At 62.2% G+C, this 23,979-nt stretch carries 22 protein-coding genes and 1 pseudogene; 18 read left to right on the forward strand and 5 right to left on the reverse strand.

Features of this window, described 5'->3' with window-relative positions; translation table 11 throughout:
• The first annotated feature begins 207 nt into the window (after positions 1–207).
• Genes QOL62_RS18505 through QOL62_RS18515 form a run of 3 tightly spaced genes read left to right on the forward strand, consistent with a single transcriptional unit; the run spans position 208 to position 4,685 of the window.
• Positions 208–435, forward strand: coding sequence for a TonB-dependent receptor plug domain-containing protein (locus QOL62_RS18505; protein WP_276207875.1), 228 nt, complete (start codon positions 208–210; stop codon positions 433–435).
• Between the two features lie 30 nt (positions 436–465).
• Positions 466–2,199 carry a TonB-dependent receptor gene (locus QOL62_RS18510; RefSeq protein WP_155282121.1) on the forward strand — a complete coding sequence of 578 codons (1,734 nt, stop codon included), beginning with the start codon at positions 466–468 and terminating at the stop codon, positions 2,197–2,199.
• A gap of 14 nt (positions 2,200–2,213) precedes the next feature.
• Entirely contained in the window at positions 2,214–4,685 is a 2,472-nt protein-coding gene (locus QOL62_RS18515; protein ID WP_283407184.1) for a TonB-dependent receptor, read from the forward strand.
• 103 nt (positions 4,686–4,788) lie between these two features.
• On the opposite strand, the pseudogene QOL62_RS18520 reads toward QOL62_RS18515, so the two are convergent.
• Positions 4,789–6,138, reverse strand: a pseudogene (locus QOL62_RS18520) (IS1380 family transposase).
• A 366-nt stretch (positions 6,139–6,504) separates the two neighbouring features.
• Here QOL62_RS18520 and QOL62_RS18525 point away from each other — a divergent pair.
• The 10 genes from QOL62_RS18525 (at position 6,505) to QOL62_RS18570 (ending at position 15,936) form a co-directional block, all read left to right on the forward strand.
• Positions 6,505–8,004: an NAD-dependent succinate-semialdehyde dehydrogenase gene (locus tag QOL62_RS18525; protein ID WP_037513043.1), complete on the forward strand. Its 1,500-nt coding sequence runs from the start codon at positions 6,505–6,507 to the stop codon at positions 8,002–8,004.
• A gap of 124 nt (positions 8,005–8,128) precedes the next feature.
• Positions 8,129–8,746: a UbiX family flavin prenyltransferase gene (locus QOL62_RS18530; RefSeq protein ID WP_025548158.1), complete on the forward strand. Its 618-nt coding sequence runs from the start codon at positions 8,129–8,131 to the stop codon at positions 8,744–8,746.
• Positions 8,746–9,315, forward strand: a complete 570-nt coding sequence (locus tag QOL62_RS18535; RefSeq protein ID WP_037513044.1) for a hypothetical protein — start codon at positions 8,746–8,748, stop codon at positions 9,313–9,315. Before QOL62_RS18530 ends, QOL62_RS18535 begins: the two co-directional genes overlap by 1 nt.
• The gene (locus QOL62_RS18540) at positions 9,312–9,512 is read left to right on the forward strand and encodes a hypothetical protein (protein ID WP_283407185.1); all 201 of its coding nucleotides are present in this window, start codon (positions 9,312–9,314) and stop codon (positions 9,510–9,512) included. The genes QOL62_RS18535 and QOL62_RS18540 overlap by 4 nt, the downstream gene beginning before the upstream one ends.
• 6 nt (positions 9,513–9,518) lie before the next feature.
• Complete coding sequence (locus QOL62_RS18545; protein WP_283407187.1) at positions 9,519–10,871, forward strand: FAD-binding protein; 1,353 nt, start codon at positions 9,519–9,521, stop codon at positions 10,869–10,871.
• A 34-nt stretch (positions 10,872–10,905) separates the two neighbouring features.
• Positions 10,906–12,351 carry an aldehyde dehydrogenase family protein gene (locus QOL62_RS18550; protein ID WP_037513046.1) on the forward strand — a complete coding sequence of 482 codons (1,446 nt, stop codon included), beginning with the start codon at positions 10,906–10,908 and terminating at the stop codon, positions 12,349–12,351.
• A gap of 23 nt (positions 12,352–12,374) precedes the next feature.
• Positions 12,375–13,832 (forward strand): non-oxidative hydroxyarylic acid decarboxylases subunit C, encoded by a 1,458-nt coding sequence (locus QOL62_RS18555; RefSeq protein WP_230588707.1) that lies wholly within the window; start codon positions 12,375–12,377, stop codon positions 13,830–13,832.
• A complete protein-coding gene (locus QOL62_RS18560; RefSeq protein WP_037513049.1) occupies positions 13,829–14,053 on the forward strand; it encodes a non-oxidative hydroxyarylic acid decarboxylases subunit D in 225 nt (74 codons plus the stop codon). The genes QOL62_RS18555 and QOL62_RS18560 overlap by 4 nt, the downstream gene beginning before the upstream one ends.
• An 18-nt stretch (positions 14,054–14,071) precedes the next feature.
• Entirely contained in the window at positions 14,072–15,538 is a 1,467-nt protein-coding gene (locus QOL62_RS18565; RefSeq protein ID WP_037513051.1) for an FAD-binding oxidoreductase, read from the forward strand.
• Between the two features lie 32 nt (positions 15,539–15,570).
• Positions 15,571–15,936, forward strand: a complete 366-nt coding sequence (locus QOL62_RS18570) for a c-type cytochrome (protein ID WP_013832790.1) — start codon at positions 15,571–15,573, stop codon at positions 15,934–15,936.
• Here the strand turns inward: QOL62_RS18570 and QOL62_RS18575 are convergent.
• Together QOL62_RS18575 and QOL62_RS18580 are read right to left on the reverse strand one after the other, a co-directional pair.
• Positions 15,878–16,489, reverse strand: a complete 612-nt coding sequence (locus tag QOL62_RS18575) for a TIGR02444 family protein (RefSeq protein WP_283407186.1) — start codon at positions 16,487–16,489, stop codon at positions 15,878–15,880. The two genes, QOL62_RS18570 and QOL62_RS18575, sit on opposite strands and share 59 nt — an antisense overlap.
• A gap of 63 nt (positions 16,490–16,552) precedes the next feature.
• Positions 16,553–17,413, reverse strand: a complete 861-nt coding sequence (locus tag QOL62_RS18580) for an alpha/beta fold hydrolase (RefSeq protein ID WP_037513057.1) — start codon at positions 17,411–17,413, stop codon at positions 16,553–16,555.
• A 148-nt stretch (positions 17,414–17,561) separates the two neighbouring features.
• Here QOL62_RS18580 and hpaH point away from each other — a divergent pair, with 148 nt between their 5' ends.
• The 5 genes from hpaH (at position 17,562) to QOL62_RS18605 (ending at position 21,614) form a co-directional block, all read left to right on the forward strand.
• Positions 17,562–18,410 (forward strand): 2-oxo-hept-4-ene-1,7-dioate hydratase, encoded by an 849-nt coding sequence (gene hpaH / locus QOL62_RS18585; RefSeq protein ID WP_037513059.1) that lies wholly within the window; start codon positions 17,562–17,564, stop codon positions 18,408–18,410.
• A 61-nt stretch (positions 18,411–18,471) separates the two neighbouring features.
• Entirely contained in the window at positions 18,472–19,212 is a 741-nt protein-coding gene (locus QOL62_RS18590) for an HpcH/HpaI aldolase family protein (protein ID WP_230588710.1), read from the forward strand.
• 248 nt (positions 19,213–19,460) lie between these two features.
• Complete coding sequence (locus QOL62_RS18595; protein WP_052076710.1) at positions 19,461–19,685, forward strand: IS110 family transposase; 225 nt, start codon at positions 19,461–19,463, stop codon at positions 19,683–19,685.
• The gene (locus QOL62_RS18600; RefSeq protein WP_206366622.1) at positions 19,685–20,704 is read left to right on the forward strand and encodes an IS110 family transposase; all 1,020 of its coding nucleotides are present in this window, start codon (positions 19,685–19,687) and stop codon (positions 20,702–20,704) included. Before QOL62_RS18595 ends, QOL62_RS18600 begins: the two co-directional genes overlap by 1 nt.
• A gap of 127 nt (positions 20,705–20,831) precedes the next feature.
• Positions 20,832–21,614, forward strand: a complete 783-nt coding sequence (locus tag QOL62_RS18605) for a CoA transferase (protein WP_037513063.1) — start codon at positions 20,832–20,834, stop codon at positions 21,612–21,614.
• 9 nt (positions 21,615–21,623) lie between these two features.
• Here QOL62_RS18605 and QOL62_RS18610 read toward each other — a convergent pair whose 3' ends face one another.
• Both QOL62_RS18610 and QOL62_RS18615 read right to left on the reverse strand, forming a co-directional pair.
• Positions 21,624–22,859, reverse strand: a complete 1,236-nt coding sequence (locus QOL62_RS18610) for an MFS transporter (RefSeq protein ID WP_230588712.1) — start codon at positions 22,857–22,859, stop codon at positions 21,624–21,626.
• Positions 22,860–22,974: 115 nt separating this feature from the next.
• Positions 22,975–23,787 carry an IclR family transcriptional regulator gene (locus tag QOL62_RS18615; RefSeq protein WP_037513068.1) on the reverse strand — a complete coding sequence of 271 codons (813 nt, stop codon included), beginning with the start codon at positions 23,785–23,787 and terminating at the stop codon, positions 22,975–22,977.
• Positions 23,788–23,979 lie beyond the last annotated feature (192 nt).

Below are 23,979 nucleotides of genomic sequence, written 5' to 3' on the forward strand. Positions count from 1 at the left end.
ACCAGCAGCCCAAGCCCTTCACCTGGGCCGCCGATCCCGACAAAATCATCGCCGCCGTCAAGCGCGGGCACCAAGCGTTAGATTCCATCCACTAGTGTCGCGCTCGCTCAGGATACAACAGCCGAGCAGCCCAAAGATGAGCAGGCGTCGACCGGTATCGAAGATATCGTTGTCACTGCGACCCGCCGCGAAGCAAGATTGCAGCAGGTGCCCGTGGCCGTCACAGCGCTGGGCGGAGATGCCCTGCAATCGGCCGACGTCTCAACAGTAAGGACGCTGACCCAGCTGGTGCCTGGCTTTGTAGGCAGCCGCAACATGGGTGTCTTCCAGCCCGTGGTTCGCGGTGTCGGCTCAACCGGCATCTCGATTGGCGACGAACCCAATATCGCCACCTACATCGACGGTGTCTATCAGCCCGAATCTGCCGCAAACTGAATCGATCTGGTCGAGGTCGAGCCGGTTGAGGTGCTGCGCGGTCCGCAAGGCACCACTTTTGGTCGCAATGCGACGGGCGGGCTGATCAATGTGATCACGCCGGACCCCAGCTTCGATTTCCGGGGCAAGGCTTCCTTGCGGGTCGGTCGGATGCGGCGCGAAGCGGGCGACTATGACGCGCGGCTCTATGTGACCGGCCCGATCAGCGAAAAGGCCGCGATCGATCTATCTGGCCTCTTCCGCAAGAACGATGGCTATATTGACGATCTGGTGCGTGGTGGAACGCTTGGCGATCAGCGGGTCATCGACCTGCGCAGCAAGGTTCTGTTCAAGCCTGCGGACAATTTCAAGGTTGTCCTGACCGGCGAATTCTTCGATCAGCAGAGCACCACCAATTCGCCCCAGCCGGTCGACGGCAACACTGCTGGACGGCGGTTTCCTGGCGTCATCCTGCCAACGGGCCCCTGGCAAGCGTCGTTGGCCGAGGCGCCCGTGCTGAACCTTCGGCGGTGGACCTTCGCCCTGCACACCAAACTCGAACTGGTCGCAGTCAACCTGGAAACCACCAGCGGTTTCCTGAACTTGCGCTGGACCCAGATTACGGATTCGGATGCCTCGAATCTGCGACTAGGGAATTTTCCAGCGATCTTCCGCTCCGAATCCGGCAGTCAGGAAATCAAGCTCAGCTCGTCGAACCCCGGGCCGTTCCAATGGCTCGTAGGCGGCTATTTCTACCAGTTCGGTGGCAGTTCCTTCCTCCAGCCCTGGACGGCCGCGAATCCTACTCTCCCCCTAGCCGGGCCGACGCTTGAGCCGGATCTCGGCGGTCGGTCCTTCGCGGGCTTTGCGGACGCGACCTATGAGGCCACGCCCGGCCTGTTCGTGAATCTCGGTGGCCGTTACACCACGGAAAAACGCGAGTTCTCGCAAACGGTGAATGGCACCCTAGTCGTCAACGACGTCGATCGGACGTTCAATAAGTTCAACTACAAAGTCGGCCTTCGTTACGAAATTAGCAACACCACGAACGTCTACGCAAGTTGGAGCACCGCCTTCAAGAGTGGTGTCTACAATATGGCGAGCACCCGCAACGTGCCGGTCGAACCGGAGGAAATCAAGGCCGCCGAATTCGGTATCAAGTCGGATCCGCTCAATTGGCTGCGGGTCAACCTTGCGACTTATTACTACGATTACAAAAACCTTCAACTGCAGTCGAAGGATTCGCTTGGCGCGGGATACATTCTCCAGAATGCCGCCAATGCGGAAATCTATGGCGGCGAACTGGAATTGACCGTTGCACCCACCAGAGATTTGAAGTTGCGCGGGGCGCTAGCCTACACCCACGCGCGCTACAAGGATTTCACGGCCGCCCAAGGCTTTCTCCCGCGGGCTGACGGCGGAAATACCGTCGTAACGCTGGATGCTTCGGGCAACGTCATGACTCGTGCACCGAAATGGTCAGGCAACGTCGGCTTTGACTGTGGGCATGATCTGGGCGGCGGTCGGTTGAGCATCAACGGCAACCTCTCTTTCAGTTCGCGCCTCTACTACGACTTCGCCAACATTTTCTCGCAAGGTGCCTATACCTTGTCGAACATGTCGATTGGCTGGACGCCCGAGAGCGAGAAATGGAAAGTTTCTCTGTGGGCCACCAACCTGACCAACGAAAAAGTGTTCCAGACGATGCGCCCCGGCGCGCTATCGACCGATGGTTTCTACGAGCAGCCGCGCAAGATCGGTGGGACGGTTGAAGTCAGGTTTTAAAACGAGGTGGGAAAATGGATCGGAACCGCGATCCAAATCAAACTCAAGGGAGAATATGCATGTCTATGATGTACAACACGGGCAGCGGCAAGCAATGGCTGCTTACTGGCAGCAGCCTTGTGCTTGCTTGCCTTGCCTTTGCTCCGACCAACGCTTTCGCGCAGGACGCCAAACAAGCCAGTGCCGCAGCGCAGGAGAACGAGGATACCGGCGGTCTTGACACTATCGTCGTCACCGCGCGCAAGCGCGAGGAGAATGCCCAGGAAACGCCGATCGCGGTTACCGCGATGAGCGGTGCAATGATCGAAGACCGACAAATTGCCAACGTCGCGCAGGTTGCGTCCTTCGCGCCCAATGTGAACATTCAACCCGTCGGCAACATCTCTGGCTCCAGCGCCTCGCTCACCGCTTTTATCCGCGGCGTTGGCCAAACGGATTTCAACATCACCGTCGATCCCGGTGTCGGCATCTATGTTGATGGCGTCTATGTTGCCCGTTCGGTCGGGGGCCTGCTCGACATGGCGGACATTTCGAACGTCCAGATCCTGCGCGGTCCGCAGGGCACCCTGTTCGGCAAAAACACGATTGGCGGCGCGATCATTGTTAATACCAACGAACCCGGGAATGACTTCGAACTCAAGCTCGAAGCCGCAACCGGACGCTTCAACCGTGCCGATATCAAGGGCATCGTCAATATCCCGATCAGCGATACGCTGGCGATGCGCGCCGTGGCGTCCTACGAAACCCGCGACGGCTACCAGCGCCGCCTGTTCGACGGCGGACGACAGGGCAACAAGGACAGCTTCTCTGGACGCGTCGCCTTCAAGTGGGAACCGACCGACAACTTCAAGGCAATTCTCGCCGCCGACGTCAACATTCGTCGCGAAGAACAGGCAGCTATCTATCTTATCGAAAACCGGGACTCACCCGATCTTCTGCAAATCGTGAATCTGCCTGACGGCCGTCAAGTTGCCTTCCCTAGCTCAAACTTCGGTTACAACAAGCTGGGCGGTGGCGCTGGACAATGTGGCGCCCCGGGTGAACTGGCGCCGGTGAGCAATCCGAACTGCGTTTCTTCCCGATGGGTAACGGGCGATATCGATACGACTTGGGCCGGAGGTCCGAACCGTTCCGACTTCGACCTTTGGGGTACTAATCTGACGCTCGAGTATGATTTCGGCGGCGTGACACTCAAGTCGATCAGTGCGTACCGCGACCAGAAGTCGGTCATCGAATACGACTTCGACGTGACTCCGCACGAAGTGCTGCAGCTGACCAACAACATCGACCTGTGGCAAGCTTCGCAGGAATTGCAGCTCAACGGTAACCTGTTCGACGACAGGCTCAAGTTCGCTCTGGGCGCCTATTACTTGAAGGAAAAGGGCCAGGACATCGAACCGCTGCGGTTCGGTTTCGCGAACTTTTTAAGCGGCGGCAAAATCAACAACGACAGCTATGCAGCTTACATGCAGTTCACCTACAAGGTCACCGACAAGCTTTCGATCACTCCAGGTATCCGCTACACCAACGAAACCAAGCGTTTCGACCCTTCGGCCCAGGTAATCTATCGCGATTTCACCGCGGGTCTTCTCCCACCCTATCCTGATGGCGTGTTCATTCAGTACAGCCGCTGCCTGGTCGGCCAGCCAGCGCCGCAGCTGCTGCCGAACGGGTTCCCTGACCCGGCATGTGTTCCGTCGGCGACCAATCCTGGCGGCAACCACAATCTGCCCGCGGTCGAGGTGTCCGCCAAGGCCAAGGAATGGACCCCGGCGGTCTCGGTGAACTATCAGTTCACCGACGACATCATGGGCTATGCGTCCTATTCCAAGGGCTTCAAGAATGGCGGCTTCAGCCAGCGTATATTCCCGGGCGAACTCGTCACCCCTGCTTTCACCCCGGAATTCGTCGAATCCTACGAAGTCGGCCTCAAGACCGAATTGTTCGACCGGCGCCTGCGCATGAACATCGCGCTGTTCCAATCCGACTACAGCGACATCCAAATCGTCGTGAACGAGGGTATCGCGCCCAAGGTTCGCAACGGGGGTGTGGGCCGGATCAAGGGCTTCGAGATCGAAGGCCAGGCCGCCCCGACCGACTGGCTAAGGATCGACTATGGTGTCGGTTACCTCGATGCCTATTATCGTTCGGTGGATCCAAGTGCTTTCCCGGTAAACGTGAACTCCAAGTTTGCGTTCGTGCCCGAATGGACAGCGACGATCGCCGCGAATGCGACCGTTTACGAGAGCGACAAGGGCAAGTTCGTTCTTCGCGGCGACTGGTACCATCAGAGCGTCACCTTCAAGGATGCCATCAACAGCCCGCAGCTGTATCAACCCGCCTATAGCGTGTTCGGCGCCAGCGCTTCGTTCACCGACGCCAGCGACCACTTCACGGTAACGGCAGGTGTCACGAACCTAACCCGCACTATTCATGATGACGCCGCTCCGGGTTCGTCTGGCCTCGATCTGTCGGTGGCCCAGTGATCAGGGCGAGCGGCTTCGCCGGCGTTTTTCACCGCGGCAGGAGCAATGGGCTTTTCGAGGTTGATGGACTGGGCTCGGGGGTTCGGCGGCACCGCCGCGCTGGCTATGTGGGTGCTGGCCGGAGGCTGATGGCGATGGCTCTGAACACGCTGGCATCGGGGCAGGCTGACGCGAAGGCGACGCGGATGCGCGTGGCGGTTTCGATAACGCGGGCAGCGACCTTGAGCAGCCGCAGGCGCAGCGTTGCGAACTCGGCGGCGGCGAGTGCGGTGGCTTTTGGGATTTCCTGCTGGATACGCCACAGGAGCCAGTAGGCGACGGTGTGCAGGATGAGGCGCATTTGATTGGCGTTGGCAGAGCGGCACGAGGTGCGATCGCTGGCGAGTTGGGTCTTGTGCCGCTTGATCAGGTTCTCGGCGTTGCCGCGAGCGCAGTAGAGCGTGTCGTAGATGTGCTCGGCCGAGCCGTCGGCCAGCGAGGTGACGACATAGCGGATGTCCATGCCCATTGTGCTGGCCTCGATTCGGGCGACGACGCGGCGCTGGCAGTTCCAGCTCTTCGCGCCGTAGCGGGTCTCGGCATAGCTGCGCAGGACCGGGTATTGGCGCTGAGCCCGCTTGACCGCGCAGGCATCGGCGACAGCGACGATGACCGGATCGCCACGCAGCGCGGCGTTGGTCGGCAGGCCGAACACGTAATCGACGCTGGCCGCCTCGCAGAAGGCCATGACCTCGGGCCGGCCATAGTGCCCGTCGCCGCGGATGGCGATGTGCGTTTCCGGCCAGTTTCGGCGGATGTGACGCACCAGGCGCCGGATGTGGCCGGCAGCTTCGGCACCCGACGGTGTCTTGCCGGTGCGCAGCAGCATCGCCACCGGCCGGCCGGTGGCCGTGTCTTAGACATGGATCGGCAGGAAGCAACGCTCGCCATGATGACCATTCCAGAATGAGAGTTGCTGATAACCGTGCACGACATCGCAGGTATCATCGATATCCAGCGTCACCGCCGCCGGCGGGGCGGGATAGCTGGCGCAGTAGATGTCGATCATCGCGGCCATCATCCTGGCTAATTCGCGCGAGGTCGGTGCGTTCTCCCACCGGCTCATCGTCGGCTGACTGGCCAGCCCCACGCCCGATCCCGGCAGCTTGCCCAGGGCCAGGCGGAAGCCCGGATCGTCGCGCAGGGCGTCGAGGTCATCGGCGTCCTCATAGCCGCAGGCGATCGCGAACACGCGGGCACGCAGGATGTCGTCGAGGCGATGAACCACCCGCGCAGGATCGCGCCAGTCGGCAATGCAAGCCGCAAGCCGATGGCAGATCCCCATCGTGCGCTCGGCCTGCGCCAGCAGCAGGACACCGCCGTCCGATGTCAGCCGGCCACCGTCGAAAGCGGCTGTGACTTTCTTGCGCCCGACCGCTGGGAATCGGAATGTGCTTGCGATATCGTCATTCATGGCGGGTGTGGCCTGTGGCATTTTCTGCCCTGCGGCAGGTTCGGCTTCGACACCCAGTTCCTAATTCAGATCAGAGGCTTATGCCACTCCCGCCAACCCGCCAGACCCGGTCCGGTGAATAGGACGGGCTAACCGACAAGCGCTACATCCAGGGCGGCTATGTGGATTTGGACGTTGGCGGCGTCGCCGAGGCAACCTATTCGCGGCCGCGCGAATGGTTCCTCAAGGTCGCCTACAAGTACTGACGGCTCTGCCTGGGGTGACCGAAAGGTCACCCCATCGATTGGGGGGGATCCGCTCCGGCGGTTCCGCCCCGTTTCGTTTGCATCCCTTGAACTTCCCAACCGACTGCCAAGGTTTCGCTCCATGCCTGTTTCCCAGCCATCCTTGTCCCGGCCCGAATTCGCTGCAGGCCTGCCGATCGTCGATGGCGAGGCCATAGCCACTACCGAGCGGGCGATTGCCGTGATCAATCCTGCGACGGGGATGGCGCTGACGGAAATCCCCCTCCTGGGTGCGGTCGAGGCGAACCGCGCCGTCGAAAGCAACGCCAGAGCCTTCGGGGAATGGCGGGCCCATTCGGCCGCCGAACGCGCCGCCATTCTGCACGCTTGGTTCGCGCTTGTTCGCGAAAACCGCAACGATCTGGCAATGCTGCTCACGGCCGAACAGGGCAAGCCGCTCGCCGAAGCGCTGGGCGAGATCGACTATGCGGCCAGTTTCATCCAATGGTTCGCGGAAGAAGCCCGGCGCATCAATGGCGAGATCATCCCCGCCCAACGCGATCGCCGGGTCCTGGTTCTCAAGCAGCCGGTGGGCCTGGTCGGCGCGATTACGCCATGGAATTTTCCCGCAGCGATGATCACGCGCAAGGTCGCGCCCGCCCTGGCCGCAGGATGCACCGTTACACTCAAACCCGCCGAACTGACCCCGCTCACGGCCTTCGCGCTGGCCCGGCTGGCACTCGAGGCCGGTGTTCCGGCGGGCACTTTCAACGTCATCGCAGGCGATGCGCCGGCGATCGGATCGGTCCTGACCAGCCATCCCGGCGTTGCCAAATTCACCTTCACCGGCTCCACCACGGTTGGCAAGCTGCTGACCGCGCAGTGCGCGACGACGCTCAAGCGGGTGTCGATGGAGCTGGGCGGCAACGCTCCGCTGATCGTGTTCGACGATGCCGATATCGACGTCGCCGTGGCGGGCACGATCGCTTCAAAGTTCCGAAACACCGGCCAGACCTGCGTCTGCGCCAACCGCATCCTGGTGCAGAACGGCATCCATGACCGGTTCGCCGAAGCGCTGGCCGCCAGAGTCGCGGCTTTCCGCGTCGGCAACGGCCTGGAAGGCGAGACCGATCAGGGCCCGCTGATCACCGCCGCGGCATTGCAGAAGGTGCGCGAACATGTCGGCGATGCCGTCGGGCGCGGTGCCCGGATCGTCACGGGAGGCGAAGGCCATGAAGCCGGCGAGCTGTTCCACCAGCCCACGGTCCTGACCGGCGCCAACCCGGACATGCGGCTGGCGCTGGAAGAGACCTTCGGACCGGTCGCTCCCCTCTTCCGTTTCGAAACCGAGGCCGAAGCCCTGACCCTGGCCAACAGCACCCGCTCGGGCCTGGCCGCCTACGCATTCACCCGCGACATGGACCGGTTCTGGCGCCTTGCCGAAGGTCTCGAGGTCGGCATGGTCGGCGTCAACAACGGCATCATTTCTTCGGAAACCATGCCGTTTGGCGGGGTCAAGGAATCGGGACTGGGGCGCGAGGGATCGCGTCACGGGATCGACGAATTCCTGGAACTCAAGGCCATAAGTCTCGGCTTGCCGCCGCAGCCTGCGATTGAAGCGGAGAAGCCCCGAAGGACATAGCTTCAAGGTGCTCTTACATGTTGCTTATAGTACAATTTGTTGCATAATGGTTGAGGGAGAAGGATTCGGCCATGAACGTTGCGACGGGAGTACGCAGGGAACGCGCGGGCGGCGCAGTCCGCCCATGAAGCGCGTGGTCGTTGCCATAACCGGAGCGACGGGCTCGGTTTACGGGCAGCGCCTGCTCGAAATGCTCCGCGAACAAGGTGGCTGGGAAACTCACCTCGTCATGTCGCAAGCCGCCTTGCTCAACATCCGCGAAGAAATTCCGGACGGCCGTCGCCTGATCGAAGGTGCGGCCGATGTGGTGCACAGCGTCCGCAATGTCGGCGCCAGCATCGCCAGCGGTTCGTTCCTGTGCGACGGCATGGTGATAGCGCCCTGCTCGATGCGCACTCTGGCAGCGGTGGCCCACGGTCTGTCCGACAATCTGATCACGCGCGCCGCCGATGTGATGCTGAAGGAGCGGCGCAAGCTGGTGCTGATGACCCGCGAGACGCCGCTCAACCTGGCTCACCTGCGCAACATGGTCGCCTGCACCGAAATGGGCGCGGTCATTTTTCCACCGGTCCCGGCATTCTACGCCCGTCCTGCAGGCCTTCAGGACATCGTCGATCACAGCTGCACACGGGTGCTGGATCACTTCGACATACATCGCAACGCAGCGGGCCGCTGGCAGGGACTTTCCACCGAGAGTGCGGTCGCCGAACCGGCGCCGCTGAAGATCGAAAGGCAGGCATGATGGCTTGGGATATCAAGCGACGCGAGCTCCTGGGAGCCGGAGCGCTGGGCGCAGCCGTGGCCGGGCTTGGCGTATTGCCCGGAGCGGCGGCGGCCCGCGCACGCAGGGTGACGGTGATCGAGGAAAGCGCGTCGCCGGAAAGCCGGATGTTCGCGGCGACGCTTGCCGAAAGCGGCGTGGTTGGCCGGACCATCCGGCTTGACCGGTCGCTCAATGTCCTTCTGCACGAACTGGACGATGCCGATGGCCTGATCGTTGGCCTGACTTCGGATCCCGCAGCCATGATCGCCGGACAGGTCCTGGTTGAGCGCGGCGCCCGCCCGGCGTTGCTGTGGCGGCACCATTACACGGGCGGACGCTGGCAGCATCGGACCGAGGGCGCGGCGCAACTGCTCCAAGGCGCCGCGGCGGCATGGCCGGTGGCCGTCGCGCACCTGGTTCGCGACGCGCTCGGTGCCCCAACCGAAGCTCGCTTGAACACCTGTCAGTCGGGTTCGTGCGATATCGCGGCCGGCAGCCCCGGACTGCTGGCCTCCTGGGTTTATGAAATCGGGGGAGACCTGTCTTGAGCCGCATTGTTCCCCAGGGTGTCGACGCATCCACTTTCAACAAGGCGCTCGACGAGCTTGCCGCGGTTGTCGGCAAGCAATGGGTATTCCTCGACGAGCTTCCGCTTTCGGCTTACCGGGACGCCTATTCTCCGCTGGCCGATGGCGAAATGCTGCCGTCCGCCGCTGTTGCGCCCGACGGTGTCGAGCAAATCTAGAAGATCCTGGCAGTCGTCAACGCCTACAAGATCCCTGTCTGGACCATCGGGACCGGCCGCAATTTTGCCTATGGTGGCCCGGCTCCGCGCAAATCCGGTTATGTCATGCTCGACTTGCGGCGGATGAACCGCGTGATCGAGGTCAACGAGAAATACGGCTACGCGCTGGTCGAGCCCGGCGTATCCTACATGCAGTTGTACCGCCATCTGCGCCAGATCCGCAGCAAGCTGTGGATCGATCCTGCCGCACCAGCCTGGGGCGGCGTGATGGGCAATGCGCTGGAGCATGGCGCCGGCTATACCCCCTATGGCGACCATTTTGTCATGCAGTGCGGCATGGAAGTGGTGCTGGCCGATGGTGAAGTCGTTCGAACAGGACAGGGCGCGCTTGCCGGATCGAAGCATTGGCAGGTCACCAAGCACGTGGCCGGCCCGCATTTCGACGGCATGTTCACCCAATCCAATTTCGGCGTGGTGACCAAGATGGGCATTTGGCTGATGCCGGAACCGCCGGGCTACAAGCCCTTCATGATCACCTACCAGAAGGAGGAGGATCTCGAGGCGATCTTCGAGGTCACCCGGGCGCTCAAGGTCAACCAGATCATCCCGAATGCGGCGGTTGCGGTCGATCTGCTGTGGGAGGCCTCGGCCAAGACCACGCGGCGCCACTATTACGATGGCAAGGGCCCGCTGCCGCCGTCGATCCGTGCCAAGATCGCCGCGGACCACGATCTGGGAATGTGGAACTATTACGGCGCGCTGTACGGCCCGCCGCCGGTGATCGAGAACAACTGGAAGGTGGTGGAGGATGCCTTGATGAGCATTCCCGGCGCCAAGGTCCATTTCGATCGCAAGAACGATCCGGCCTGGGACTATCGCGTACGGCTGATGCGCGGCGAGCCGAACATGACCGAATTCAGCATCATGAACTGGATCGGCGGCGGCGGGCACATCAACTTTTCGCCGATCTCGGCGCCCAGTGGTTCCGAAGCACTTGCCCAATACAAGCTGATCAAGCAGCGCTGCAACGATCACGGCTTCGACTACATCGGCGAATTCCTGGTCGGCTGGCGCGACATGCATCACATCCTGATGATCATGTACGACCGCGCCGACGAGACGATGCGCAAGAGCGCCTACGACCTGTTCGGCCTGCTGGTCGACGAGGCTGCGGAGGCGGGGTTCGGCGAATACCGCACGCACCTCGCCTTCATGGATCAGATCGCCAGGACCTACAAACACAACGACGGCGCACTCTGGGATCTCCACCACCGCCTCAAGGATGTTCTCGATCCCAACGGCATTCTCTCTCCTGGCAAGCAGGGCATCTGGCCCAAGGCGATGCGCACAACCGCGTGACCGCGCCGGAATCTGATTGAAGGATACTAGCAAGATGAAGAACCTCGATCACTGGATTGGCGGCGTGGCGGTAGCGCCTGGAAGCGGCACCTATTTCGACGACCTCAATCCGGTCAACGACAGCGTTTACGCCAGGGTTGCGGCGGGCACGGCCGCCGACGTCGATCGTGCTGTGGAGACCGCCGACAGGGCATTTCGCCAGCACCGCGATCTGCCCGCCGCGGTGCGCGAAGGCTGGATGGTCAAGGCCGCTGAAATCATGGAGCGCGACGCCGCGCTGTTCAGCGAGGTATTGATCGACGAAATCGGTTCGCCCGCCGCCAAGGCCGGGTTCGAGACGCGGTTCGCGGTGAGCTTCCTGCGCGCTGCGGCCGGAGTGCCGCGGCGGGTCCGCGGCGAGACAATTCCCTCCGACACGCCGGGCCGCTTCAGCATGAGCCTGCGCCAGCCGGTGGGGGTAGTCGCCGGGATTACCCCGTTCAACGTGCCGCTGATCAAGGGCATCAAGCAATCTGCGATGGCGCTGGCGACCGGCAACGCCTTCGTTCTGCTGCCGTCCGAAGCCGCCCCCAAGGTCGCCGATCTGCTCGCCGCCCTGTGGCGCGACGCCGGCGTGCCCGATGGGCTGTTCAACATCGTCTACGGCAACGGCGCGGAAATCGGCGATGCCCTGACCGGTCATCCCAAGGTTGCCTCGATAACCTTCACCGGGTCGTCGCGAGTCGGCAAGCACATCGCCGGGATCGCCGGCCGGAACCTCAAGAAGTACACACTCGAACTCGGCGGCAAGAGCCCGTTGATCGTGTGCGCCGATGCCGATCTCGAAAAGGCCGTCGGTGCCGCGCTGTTCAGCATCTTCATGTATCAGGGCCAGGTTTGCATGGGGGCATCGCGGATCTACGTTGAACGTCCGATCTTCGACGCCTTTGCCAAGGCCTTCGCCGCCGCGACGGCCAAGGCCAAGGGCGGCAACCTGCGCGAGCCCACCACCATGCTCGGACCGATCATTTCGGAACGCCAACGCGATCGAGTCCGCCGGCATATCGACGATGCCCGCACCAAGGGCGCGGTAATTCTTGCAGGGGCCGAATGGAATGGCAACCTTTGCTCGGCCACGGTGCTGAGCGGCGTGACGCCAGAGATGACGGTCTTTGCCGAAGAAACCTTCGGTCCGGTCACTTCGCTCTATCCATTCGACGCGCTCGAGGAAGCGATCGACCTGGCGAACGACACCGAATACGGCCTGAGCGCGTCGATCTTCACCCGCGATATCGACAAGGCCCTGCGCTTTGCCCAGCAAGCCGAGGCGGGGATGGTCCATATCAACGCTCCGACCCTCCACGACGAACCGCACGTCCCGTTTGGCGGCACCAAGGCTTCAGGGTTCGGGCGTGAAGGCACCGAGGCCGATCTGGAAATCATGACCGAGTGGAAATGGGTGACCGTCCAGACGGCCACCGCCGGCCAAGGCGGCCATTGAGCTGGTCTGACTGAAGGGAACTGATGATGCAGGATCTGGCCAAGCAATCGCGGTCCATCACCTCGCTGCGGGACTTCCTCGAACTGCTGGGCGATGCCGGACAGGCGATCACCTGGAGCGAGCGGGTGATGCCCGAGCCCGACGTGCGCAACATCGCGGTCGCCGCATCGCGCGACGCCAACGGCGCGCCAGCGATCGTGTTCGACAACATTGCCGGATACCCCGGAAAGCGCACCGCGGTCGGCGTGCACGGTTCGTGGGACAATATCGCGCTGTTGCTCGGCCGCCCCAAGGGAACGACAATCCGCGAACTGTTCTTCGAGATCGCCGGGCGCTGGGGCGATGCGGCGGCGCAGATCAGCACCGTTCCCGAAGCCCGGGCGCCGGTTCATGAATGCCGGATCGAAAGCGGGATCAACCTCTACGACGTGCTGCCGGTCTACCGCATCAACGAATACGATGGCGGCTTCTACCTCGGCAAGGCATCGGTGGCGTCGCGCGATCCGGAAGACCTAGACAATTTCGGCAAGCAGAACGTCGGCATCTACCGGCTGCAACTGCAAGGTCCCGACAGCTTCACCCTGATGACCATCCCGTCGCACGACATGGGCCGGCAGATCATGGCGGCCGAACGTACCGGCCTGCCGCTCAAGATCGCGGTCATGCTGGGCAACCATCCGGGCTTGGCGGTGTTCGCGGCGACACCGATCGGTTACGAAGAATCGGAATATTCCTATGCCTCGGCGATGATGGGCGCGCCGATCCGGCTGACCAAGTCGGGCAATGGCATCGACATCCTCGCCGACAGCGAGATCGTGATCGAAGCCGAAATGCAACTGGGCGAACGTGTCCTGGAAGGTCCGTTCGGCGAATTTCCCGGTTCCTACAGCGGGGTCCGCAAGGCGCCGATCTTCAAGGTGACGGCCATCTCGCACCGCAAGAACCCGATTTTCGAGAACATCTATATCGGCCGCGGCTGGACCGAACACGATACCCTGATCGGCCTGCATACCTCGGCCCCGATCTATGCGCAGCTGCGCCAGAATTTTCCGGAAGTCACCGCGGTCAACGCGCTGTACCAGCACGGGCTGACCGGGATCATTTCGGTCAAGAACCGGATGGCGGGCTTTGCCAAGACCGTCGCGCTGCGCGCGCTGAGCACTCCGCACGGCGTGATGTATCTCAAGAACCTGATCATGGTCGATGCCGATGTCGATCCTTTCGATCTCAACCAGGTGATGTGGGCGCTTTCCACCCGCACCCGCGCCGACGACATCATCGTCCTGCCCAACATGCCTGCGGTCCCGATCGATCCTTCGGCCGTCGTTCCCGGCAAGGGTCATCGCCTGATTATCGACGCGACCAGCTACCTGCCCCCCGACCCGGTCGGCGAAGCGCATCTGGTCACCCCTCCGACCGGGCCGGACATTGACGAGCTGAGCAAGAAGATCCGGGCCATGCAACTGGGAGCTTTGCAATGAGCAAGACGGTCTGTCCGCGCTGCGCGACCGGCGGCGCCCTCGCTGACTATCAAGGCAAGGAAGGCGGCAAGGTGGTGTGGACCATCCACCGTTGCCCGACTTGCTGCTTTTCGTGGCGCGACAGCGAACCGGACAGCGCCATCGGCATCGGGATTCGTTCGGCGCACTTCGCCGTCGATGCAGCCAATCTCGATCGTTACGTGAAGATTCTCCAGCAATAGACAGGCGGAACAGGACCCATGACAGACCAAGCTCGCCAGATGGCCGCGCTGACCGCGGTGGAAGCTGCGATCGGCGCCGCGGCAGTCGATCGCACCCCTCAGGGGCTGGCCCGCTTTGCAATCAGCGGCGCGGCACCGCTTGGCATCGTCTTGCCGGCGGATGAAACCCAGCTCGCCAAGGCGCTGGAGGCGGCGCGAACCGCCGGCGGTGTGCTGCAACCCGTGTGCAACGGCGCCCACGGCCTCGAAAAGGCAGGGCTGGACAAGGTCATCATCCTCGACCTCCAGCGCATGAACGCAATTCTCGAGGTGAACGAGGAGCTGGCCTATTGCCTGGTCGAACCGGGGGTGACCTTCCGCCAGCTCGATGCCCATATCAAGGAAAAGGGCATCAAGCTGTGGATCGACCATGGCGGCAACCCCGACGCCAGTGTGGCCGCAAGCTTCGTCCATCGTCAGCCCGGCTACACCCCCTACTCCGATCACTTCCTGATGCAGTGCGGGCTTGAGGTCATGCTCGCGGACGGAAAGCTTGTGCGGACGGGCATGGGCGCCATGCCCAAGAGCACCTGCTGGCAACTGTTCAAGTTCGGCTACGGCCCCTGGGTCGATGGCCTGTTCACGCAGTCGGATTTCGCGGTGCCGACCAAGGTCGGCATGTGGATGATGCCGCAACCGCCAGCCCACCAGACCTTCATGGTGACCGTGCCCAAGGAAGACCAGCTGGCCGATCTGCTCGACGTGCTCGGGCCGCTCAAGCTCAACATGGTCGTGGCCAATGGCGTCGCGGTCGGCAGCGCGCTGCACGAAGCCGCCCTGCTCGGCAAGAAGCGCGGCGACTATGATGGCAAGGGGCCTATGGCGGCCAGCGCGGTAACCGCTGCGGGCGAGGCGCTGGGCCTGGGCCACTGGAATCTCTACGGCGCGCTCTATGGCTTGCCAGGCAATGTCCCGATCCTGTGGGATATGGTCAAGGGGGCGTTTTCGTCGATCTCCGGTGCTCGGGTGATCGCCGACGGCAAGGGCATCGATCCCCGCCTGTGGGCGTGGCGTATTGGCGCCATGACCGGCGTGGTGGCCGATGCGCCAGCATTCGTTCCGGCATGGAGCGGCGATCAGGCGGTTGCCGCCAACCCGGTGAGCCCCGTAGATGGTGAGGAGGCCATGCGGCTCTACGAACTGTCGCGCGACATCTGCGCCAAGCACGAATTCGACTATCTTGGCGAAACCGTGGCGATGTGGCGTTCGGCCAATCATCGCCAGATCCTACCTTTTGCCACCACGCAGATCGAAAGTGCCGCCCGGGCCCGCGAATGTGCCGCTGTGCTGATCGCGGCACAGGCCGAAGCCGGTTTCGGGCAGGCGATCGCCGAACCCGGAATGCGCGCAGCGGTCGACAAGACGTTCGAAACCAGGGGACTCTCACTCCTGCATGAACGGATCAAGAAGGCGCTCGACCCCGCGGGCCTGTTCGCATCCGCCTGAGCCGCCCCGCGATTATCGGAGTTGGAGACAAAATGAACAAGCTGGCTATCCTCTCACTCGTTGCCATGCTCGGTGCCTGCAAAACGTCACCGAATTCAGTTAAACCCGATGGTGCTGAGAATTATGCGTTGAACTGCGCAGGATGCCATAATCCTGGTCCCGGCCATCCCGCCACGATGTTGCTCGACCAACTGGGCCGGCCGGTCCCGGCATTGATCGGCCGCAAGGACCTTGAACTCGACTACCTGAAGGCAGTGGTGCGTCAGGGCCTGATCGAGATGCCGCCATTCCGTCCGACCGAATTGAGCGACGAAGAGATCGCCGAAATCTACGCCTATCTCAAGGATGCGGAGCCGCCCGCGCAGACCCCGGCAATACCGGCCAAGGGAGCGCCTTGACGATCAGCTGCGCTAGCGGCGCGGTGGCAGAATCGGGCGCTTCGATGGACTGCCGGTATCGCTCCAGGCTCGCCCTTGCCGCTGCTTGGGGCGTTGGCGTTTCGCCGCCCCGTTGCAAGCCTGCCGCCAAAGTTTCCACCATCTCCGCCTGGACAAGACGTTCGGCCTCTAGTTCGACCTGCTTGAGAGCCCCGTAAATCTTGTGTCGCGGAGTTTCGGCAACGGGATCAGAGGGCTTGGCCCAGCGCCTCGCCCGGCGCAGCGGATGCACCAGGTTGTCGTTGAGCTGCGCGACGGCTTCGCGCAGCTCACAAATCCGTTCGGCATCAAGCGCCTTCCGCTGCATCTCCGCCACCCACAAGCCCAGCAGCAGCAGGTTGACATCGAAACCGTATTCGTCCTGTAGGGCAATGCACAGTTCCGCCACCTGCGGCTTAGCATAGACCTCGAGCGAAAACGCCCAGAAGGCTTCGGCATCGGTTGCTGATTCATTCATGCGCGGCACCTTCAAACGGAAAGGGTGGCCAGACAAGACGCCCGACCACCCCTTCACTTCCTTGGTTGCCCAGCCCTGCTCTGCAAAGCAAGCGCCCGGCGCTTATGCTGCCGGCTGCGCTCAGAACGAACGCGCGCCGAAGTGAATCTCCAGCATCGGCCGCATCACGTCCCAGCGTTCGAGCTGCGACCAGTGGCCGGAGCGATCGAGCACGTAGAGCTCGGCATGCTTGAGGTGTTCGATCAGGTAGAGGCTGGTATCGAGCGGAACGATGCGATCCTGCCGGCCGTGGAAGATCAGCACCTTGTGCGGCAGCTTGCACAGGATCGACGGCGGCATGTTGAGCGTATCAACACCCTGCTTCATCGAATCGATCATCTTGACCGCGGTCTTCATAATCTCGGGATCGGTGGCGATCTTGTAGCGGTTCTTGACGATTTCTTCCATGCCTTCGAACTTGTCGGGGTCATAGGCGAAACTGTGCATCAGCTGGCGATAGCGCGAGGGCCGCGGATCGGAATAGAACGACAGCAGCCGCACCAGTTCGGGCGTCTTCGGGCCCGGCGCACCGATCGAGCCCATCAGCACCACCCGGTCGATCCGGTCAGGCTCCTCGCTCATCATCTGCAGGGTCAGCGCACCGCCCATCGAATTGCCAACGACATGGGCTTTATCGATGCCCAGCGTGTCCAGCAGCCCGAAGCACTGGTCCACCCGTGTACCGATCCAGGCCATGACATTGTCGGGCCAGGGTTCGGGGATGACCGACTGTCCGAAGCCGATCAGGTCCGGTGCGATCACGAAGAAGTTTTCCGCCAGGTCGGGCATCAGGTGCAGCCAGTTCGATCCGGCATGGGCTCCCGGTCCTGCCCCGTGCAGCAGCAGCACCGCCGGCTTGCTCGGATCGCCGGCCAGAAGGGTATGCGAAGTCAGGCCTCGCCCCGTAATCCTTTCTTCCCGCACGCTTGTGTCGATGGTCATCCTCTATCTCCGCAGGTTTGCTCTTGTGCCTATTCGCCGCCGCCTTTGCGATCAAGGCAGGGGTCGTTGGGAGGCGCAGGATGTGGTAGACGACCATTCGTTATTGTGCAATGCATTTGGCATAATGCTTGAGGATCAGGGAGAGGATATGACAAGCCCGAATCGCGGCGCTCGATCCGGTCAATCGCAACCAACGCTTGATCCTGCTCTAGTCGCGGAGCTCGCGCGGGAACTCGATGCCGCCGAGCAGAACCGCAAGCCAATCCGCCAGTTCACCGCCCGCTATCCGGACATGACGATTGCCGATGGCTATCGGATCAGTAAGCAATGGGTCGATCTCAAGCTCGCGCGCGGGCGGACGGTCCATGGCCACAAGATCGGCCTCACCTCGCGCGCCATGCAGCAGGTCGCAGGCATCACCGAGCCGGATTATGGCACCTTGCTCGACGACATGGTGTTCGAACAGGGCGGCGACATCCCTTGCGACCGTTTCATCACCCCCAAGGTCGAGGTCGAACTGGCCTTTGTCCTGGCCCGCCGGATCGAAGGCCCGAATGTCACCGTGTTCGACGTCCTGCGGGCAACCGAATATGTCATCCCTTCGGTTGAAATCATCGACAGCCGAACGACAGTGGTGGATGCCGAAACCGGCGCCCGCCGCAAGGTGCAGGACACGATCAGCGACAATGCGGCCAACGCCGGCATCATCGTCGGCGGCCTGCCGATGCGGCCCGACAAGGTCGACATGCGCTGGATTGGCGCGATGCTGAGCCGCAACGCGGTGGTCGAGGAAACCGGGATCGCGGCGGGCGTGCTCAACAACCCCGCCAATGGCATTGCCTGGCTGGCCAACCGGCTGGCGCCTTGGGGGCAGGCGCTGGAACCCGGCGAAGTCGTCCTGGGCGGCTCGTTCACCCGTCCGGTCGAAGCGCGGCCGGGCGACGTTTTCAACGCCGATTTCGGGCCGATGGGCGCGATCGGTTTCCGGTTCGTTTGAGGCAGCCGCGCAGATGAAAACTCCTGCGAACCGCTTCAAGCAAGGCCTGGGCGAAGGCCCGGTGCAGCTCGGCTTCTGGCTCGCGCTGGCAAGCCCGAACATCGCCGAAATCTGCACCGGGCTTGGCTACGACTGGGTGCTGGTGGATGCCGAGCACGGCGCCCAGACCTTGCCGGGCATCGCCGATCAGCTCCGCGCGGTGGACGCCAATCCGCCCTGCTCGGCGGTCGTGCGCGTTCCGAGCGACGATCCGATCGCGATCCGCCAAATTCTCGATCTCGGCGCCCAGACGATCATGGTGCCGATGGTCGAAACCGCAGAACAGGCTGCGGCGATGGTCAAGGCTGCGCGCTATCCACCGCAAGGCGAGCGCGGTATCGGCGGTGCCCGGGCCGCGCGCTGGGGGCGCTACCCGGCCTATGTCGCCGATGCCAACCGGCGGCTGTGCATCATCGTCCAGATCGAGACCGCGCTGGCGCTGGAAAACATCGAGGCGATCGCCTCCGTCGACGGCATCGATGCGCTGTTCGTCGGCCCGGTCGATCTGGCCGCGTCGCTGGGTCTGCTGGGCGAAAGCAATTTCGCCGCGCTGTACGAAGTGACCGCGGGCGCTCTGGCCCGAATCCGGGCAACCGGCAAACCTTGCGGCATCCTGTCGCGCGACCAGCGCCTGGTGCAGCAATTCCTCGATGGCGGAGCGCGCTTCATCGCGGTCGGGATCGATGCCTTCGCGCTGGCTAAGGCGGCCGGCGACATGGCCAAGGAATGGGCGGCCCGGATCGCCGGGCAAGCAGAGGACTGAAACGATGCCGACGATCGGATGGCAGACGCCTCCCCCCTGTATCTCGTTGAGGCCCGTCAAGCTGTAAGCTGCGGACGGGCCAGCCTGCCGGGAGCTACCATTCGCCCCCCTGCGCCTTGAGCACCTGGGGGGGACCTGTGCCTCGGTTGGTGGCCGCGATGACGTCCCGTAGGGAGTAAGCGTCGTGAACGCCAATACAGGGAAAGACGAAGATCGCGGCTGGCCCCGACTGGAAGGGAGTAACAGTTATGGATCAGGAAAGACGATGGTTTGTGGGCGTCGACTGGGCCTCGCAGGCGCACCAGGTTCGATTGACGGATGCCGATGGCTCCAAGCTCGGCGAACGCAGCTTTGAGCATGGCGGTGCGGGTTTGACGGAACTCGCGACCTGGATACTGGCGGCGACCGATGGGTTCCCGATCATATTCATGTCGCGATCGAGGTGCCGCACGGTCCGGTCGTCGAAAGCCTGATGGAACGCGGATTCCATGTCTATGCCATCAATCCCAAACAGCTGGATCGCTTTCGCGATCGCTTTTCTCCAGCGGGCGCAAAGGACGACAGCCGGGACGCGATGGTGCTGGCGGATGCCTTGCGAACGGACGCGCATTGCTTTCGGCCGCTGCTCACGCTCGATCCCCTGCTCGTCGAATTGAGAGAATGGTCGCGTATCCTGGACGAGTTGCACCTTGACCGTACGCGCCTGGGTCATCGCGTGCGTGAGTTGCTTTGGCGCTATTATCCTCAATTGCTCGAAGTGTCGCAGGACATCGCGGCGCCCTGGTTCCTCGCTTTATGGCGGCTGGTGCCGACGCCGGCCAAGGTTGCCCGTGTCCATGAAGCGACCATCGCCAGACTCCTTAAGCGATACCGCAGCCGGCGTTTGCATGGCCGACAGGTGCTCGAAATGTTGCGCACCATCCCGGTCCCCGTAGCGGCCGGTACTGTTGCAGCCGCAACGGGCCAACTTGAAACCGTCGCTGCCCGACTGGATCTGGTCAATTACCAGATCGCATCCGCAGAGCTTCAACTCGACAGGCTGACAGTAGCCCTTTCAGTCCCGGTGGAACCCTCTGGACCACAGCTCGGGGAGCAGCGTGACGTGGCGATCCTGCGAACCTTGCCGGGCGTCGGAAGAATCGTTCTCGCCACGCTGCTCGCAGAGGCTTCCGATGCTCTGCGGCGACGAGATTATCATGCTTTGCGATGCCTGTCTGGCGTCGCGCCTATTACCAAGCGATCCGGGAAGAAGCGTGAGGTCCTGATGCGGCAGGCGGTCCAGGGACGACTGCGCAACGCTGTCGATCACTGGGCTCGTGTCGCCGTTCAACACGACCCCAGGAGCCGAGAAAAATATGCTGCGCTTCGTGCCCGTGGACACGGTCATGCACGCGCATTGCGATCTGTCGCCGATTGGTTGATCGCTGTCGCTTGCAAGATGCTGGTCTCTCAAACCGCCTTCGATCCGTCCCTCGCCCGAAGAGCTGATTGACCGCCTCATCTCTCCAGAAGCGAGCCGTTGCGCGGTGGTCCGCGCAGCGTAGCCTACGGCTGCGCGAAGCGGACCGCCGCGCAACTCAACACTTGTCAAATGGTGGGGAGTCCCCCCCGCCGGTGGCATGGCCAAGCCGCTGAGCGGGGTTCGCGTGCTGGAGCTGGCCCGGATCCTGGCCGGTCCATGGTGCGGACAGCTGCTGGCCGATCTTGGCGCCGAAGTGATCAAGATCGAACGCCCGGTCAGCGGCGATGATACCCGCCACCGGGGCCCGCCATTTGTCGTCTCGGACAGCGGCGAAAACCTCGGCCCAGCCTATTACCACTCCACCGCAATCAACCGGCAGCACGAAACCGGACTGAACGCCCATATCGACATGACCCTGCTCGATACTCAGGTAAGCGTCATGGCGAACCAGGCGCTGAACTGGATGACCTCGGGCACCGTGCCGCGCCGGGTCGGCAACGGCCACGCAAATCTGGTACCCTATCAGGCCTTACCGACCAGCGTCGGGGATCTGGTCATCGCAGTGGGCAACGATGGCCAGTTCGCCAGCCTCTGCCGGGTGCTCGGCGTCGGGCTTGATAGCGATGCCCGCTTTCCCACCAACCCAGGCCGGGTTCGCAACCGCGAGGTCTTGCTGGCCGCGCTCGAAGCGCTGACTGCAACCTGGACCCGGCAGGAGCTGGCCGACGCGCTCGAGGACGCCGGCGTTCCGGCGGGTCCGATCAACGAACTCGACGATGTCTTCGCCAACCCGCAGGTTATCGCGCGGGGCATGGCAATCACGCGCGACCAGCGAACCGGGGTCGCCAGTCCGATCGTGATCGACGGGGTGCGGATGGTCTCGGATATTGCGGCGCCCGGCATCCCCGAAACGGTTGAGGAGCCATTAACCTCGTCCTGAGGCAAGCGCCTATCGGCTCGACGGATTGAGGCGCTGGAACAGCTTACCCCGTTCGCTATAAAGCACAAGGGCCAAGGTCAGCGACCCGACCAAGACCAGCGCAATCGCGAGCGGCCGCGGTGTGCCATCGTAGACATAACCTATCAGGCCGCCCAACCCTGCCCCCAGAACCAGCCGGAAGAATGCCTGAACCGATGCGGCCGCGCCGGCAATATGCCCGAAAGGCTGCAAGGCAATTGCAGTGAAATTGACGAAGACGGTAATCAGCAGGCACATGTTGAGAGACATGAGGACGACAAACTGGACCAGGGTTTCGCCGGGAGCTGAGGCCAGGAGCAATTGTCCCACCGATGCCGCAAGGTGGCAGAAAATTGCGGCATGGCCGATCCGCCGGGTGCCAAAGCGCTCGACGATCGCCGAATTGACCAGGCTGGCCAGCGCCATGGTCGCCGCCATCGAGCCGAAGATCAGCGGATAGGCCGAGCCTGCCCCGAAATGCTCGCCGATCAGTTGCTGCGAACTGTTGATGAACCCGAAGTGCCCGCCGAAAATCAAGGACATGCCAATGACATAGCCGATCGACATCCGGTTCCCGAGCACCGTTGCAACATTGCCCAGCAAGTTGCCCGAGCGCTGCGACTGCCGGTTCTGCTTCGGGTTGGTTTCTTCCAATCTGAGCAGGAACCAGCCCGTGACCGCCAGCGCCAAAGCACCGATCACCAGGAAGATCGCCCGCCATCCCGCGAGCTCGAGAATCGCATAGCCCAGGCTGGGCGCGAAAGTCGGCACCGCCATGAACAGCATCGCCACCACCGCCTGCAGCTTGGCCATGCCGGCACCTTCGTAGCGATCGCGGATGATCGCCAGCGGCAGCACCGTCAGCCCGGACGATGCGAACCCCAATATCGCGCGCAGCGCCAGAAGCACATGGAAGTCGCGCACCAACGCCGAAACCGCATTGACGATGACGAACAACGCCATGTAGCCGAGCAGGACTGGTTTGCGCCCGTAGCGATCGGAGATTGTTCCAGGTATCAGCGAACTCAATCCCGAACTGATCAGGAAAACGCTGATGATCAGTTGGCGCTGGTTCGATTGGGCAACCTCAAAATCGGCAGCGATATGTCCGAGAGCCGGCAGCAGCGAGGTGAAGGCAAGCGACTGGAGCGCCTGTATCATCGCCATCATGGCAATGAATTCCCGGCGACCACTGCGGGGTCCAGCCGCAGGATTTTCGAGGTTCATCTAACCCTGCTCTCCTGAATCTACCACGGAGCGTCATCTATCCGCAACAAGCGAGCAAGAGTTCAAGGTGTGCCGCTCTCACTGTGCAGTGCATTGCAAAAGGTGGTACACAAGCTCAAGTTGAGCCGGGCCAACCGATCGCTTCGCTCGCCAGCCGCGCCGCCTCCATAATTCGTGCGATCTTTGCCTCGCTGAAATAGGTCTTGTCCTGTGAACGAGCAAGAACGCTCATCGTCGCGGCCAAGCTATTCTGCGAGTCGAAAACCGGCACTGACACCGCTGCAAGACCTGGCACTACCGAGCCGCATGTTCTCGCATATCCAAGTTTGCGCACAGATTGGATTTCCTTGGACAGATCGGCATCTTTAACGATTATCCCCTTGGCTCTTTCCATCTCGATGCGCTCTCTAGTCTGCGCAGGTGGGCAATGGGTTAGGAAAAGACTGCCGGTGGAGGAGCCTTGCAACGGCAAAGTGGATCCAACATGCATTGAAGTGAATAGTGGGATGCCACCGTCAATCCAGCGAATTACCGTCGGCCCATAGTCGCCCCAAACGCTGAGTAACCCGGTCGTTTGCAACTCATTCAGCAGTCCCTCAAGGTGTCTTGTGGCGATTCGCACTGGATCGAGCGTTGCAATCGCCCCTAGCCCCAAGCGTACCGCAAGGGTACCAAGTGAATACCGGCCGCTGGACGCATCCTGCTCTACCATTCCGGCATTGACGAAGGCAAGCAAATATCGGTGTGCTTGACTGCGGGACAGCCCAGAATGGTACGCAACATCGCGAAGAAAAGATCCACCAGGATCTGTTTTCAATAGAGAAAGTAGCACCCTTGCACCAATTTCTACGGATTGAATTGATTTCCTTCGGCTAACAACCTCCGGAATATCGACGCTGGACACTTTATATGCATCGGGTTTTGTCATACTCAATTTTTGACCTGTTCATCTGAAAATAGACAGTTTTCCCTAATGCCATGCTAGGGTGCGAGCCACGGTTTCGCAACCGCCTATTGGATAGCCCCTAGTGGATGGAATCTAACGCTTGGTGCCCGCGCTTGACGGCGGCGATGATTTTGTCGGGATCGGCGGCCCAGGTGAAGGGCTTGGGCTGCTGGT

This window comes from Novosphingobium panipatense, from assembly GCF_900182875.1.
GTDB classification, from domain to species: Bacteria; Pseudomonadota; Alphaproteobacteria; order Sphingomonadales; family Sphingomonadaceae; genus Novosphingobium; species Novosphingobium panipatense.

Bases quoted from the DNA above. Each gene is read 5' to 3' on its own strand.
- hpaH (WP_037513059.1), top strand. From the start codon at position 17,562: ATGACAAGCCCGAATCGCGGCGCTCGATCCGGTCAATCGCAACCAACG.
- QOL62_RS18560 (WP_037513049.1), top strand. From the start codon at position 13,829: ATGAGCAAGACGGTCTGTCCGCGCTGCGCGACCGGCGGCGCCCTCGCT.
- QOL62_RS18515 (WP_283407184.1), top strand. From the start codon at position 2,214: ATGGATCGGAACCGCGATCCAAATCAAACTCAAGGGAGAATATGCATG.
- QOL62_RS18605 (WP_037513063.1), top strand. From the start codon at position 20,832: ATGGCCAAGCCGCTGAGCGGGGTTCGCGTGCTGGAGCTGGCCCGGATC.
- QOL62_RS18525 (WP_037513043.1), top strand. From the start codon at position 6,505: ATGCCTGTTTCCCAGCCATCCTTGTCCCGGCCCGAATTCGCTGCAGGC.
- QOL62_RS18570 (WP_013832790.1), top strand. From the start codon at position 15,571: ATGAACAAGCTGGCTATCCTCTCACTCGTTGCCATGCTCGGTGCCTGC.
- QOL62_RS18530 (WP_025548158.1), top strand. From the start codon at position 8,129: ATGAAGCGCGTGGTCGTTGCCATAACCGGAGCGACGGGCTCGGTTTAC.
- QOL62_RS18615 (WP_037513068.1), bottom strand. From the start codon at position 23,787: ATGACAAAACCCGATGCATATAAAGTGTCCAGCGTCGATATTCCGGAG.
- QOL62_RS18600 (WP_206366622.1), top strand. From the start codon at position 19,685: ATGGAACGCGGATTCCATGTCTATGCCATCAATCCCAAACAGCTGGAT.
- QOL62_RS18555 (WP_230588707.1), top strand. From the start codon at position 12,375: ATGATGCAGGATCTGGCCAAGCAATCGCGGTCCATCACCTCGCTGCGG.
- QOL62_RS18595 (WP_052076710.1), top strand. From the start codon at position 19,461: ATGGATCAGGAAAGACGATGGTTTGTGGGCGTCGACTGGGCCTCGCAG.
- QOL62_RS18580 (WP_037513057.1), bottom strand. From the start codon at position 17,413: ATGACCATCGACACAAGCGTGCGGGAAGAAAGGATTACGGGGCGAGGC.
- QOL62_RS18565 (WP_037513051.1), top strand. From the start codon at position 14,072: ATGACAGACCAAGCTCGCCAGATGGCCGCGCTGACCGCGGTGGAAGCT.
- QOL62_RS18550 (WP_037513046.1), top strand. From the start codon at position 10,906: ATGAAGAACCTCGATCACTGGATTGGCGGCGTGGCGGTAGCGCCTGGA.
- QOL62_RS18610 (WP_230588712.1), bottom strand. From the start codon at position 22,859: ATGAACCTCGAAAATCCTGCGGCTGGACCCCGCAGTGGTCGCCGGGAA.
- QOL62_RS18535 (WP_037513044.1), top strand. From the start codon at position 8,746: ATGGCTTGGGATATCAAGCGACGCGAGCTCCTGGGAGCCGGAGCGCTG.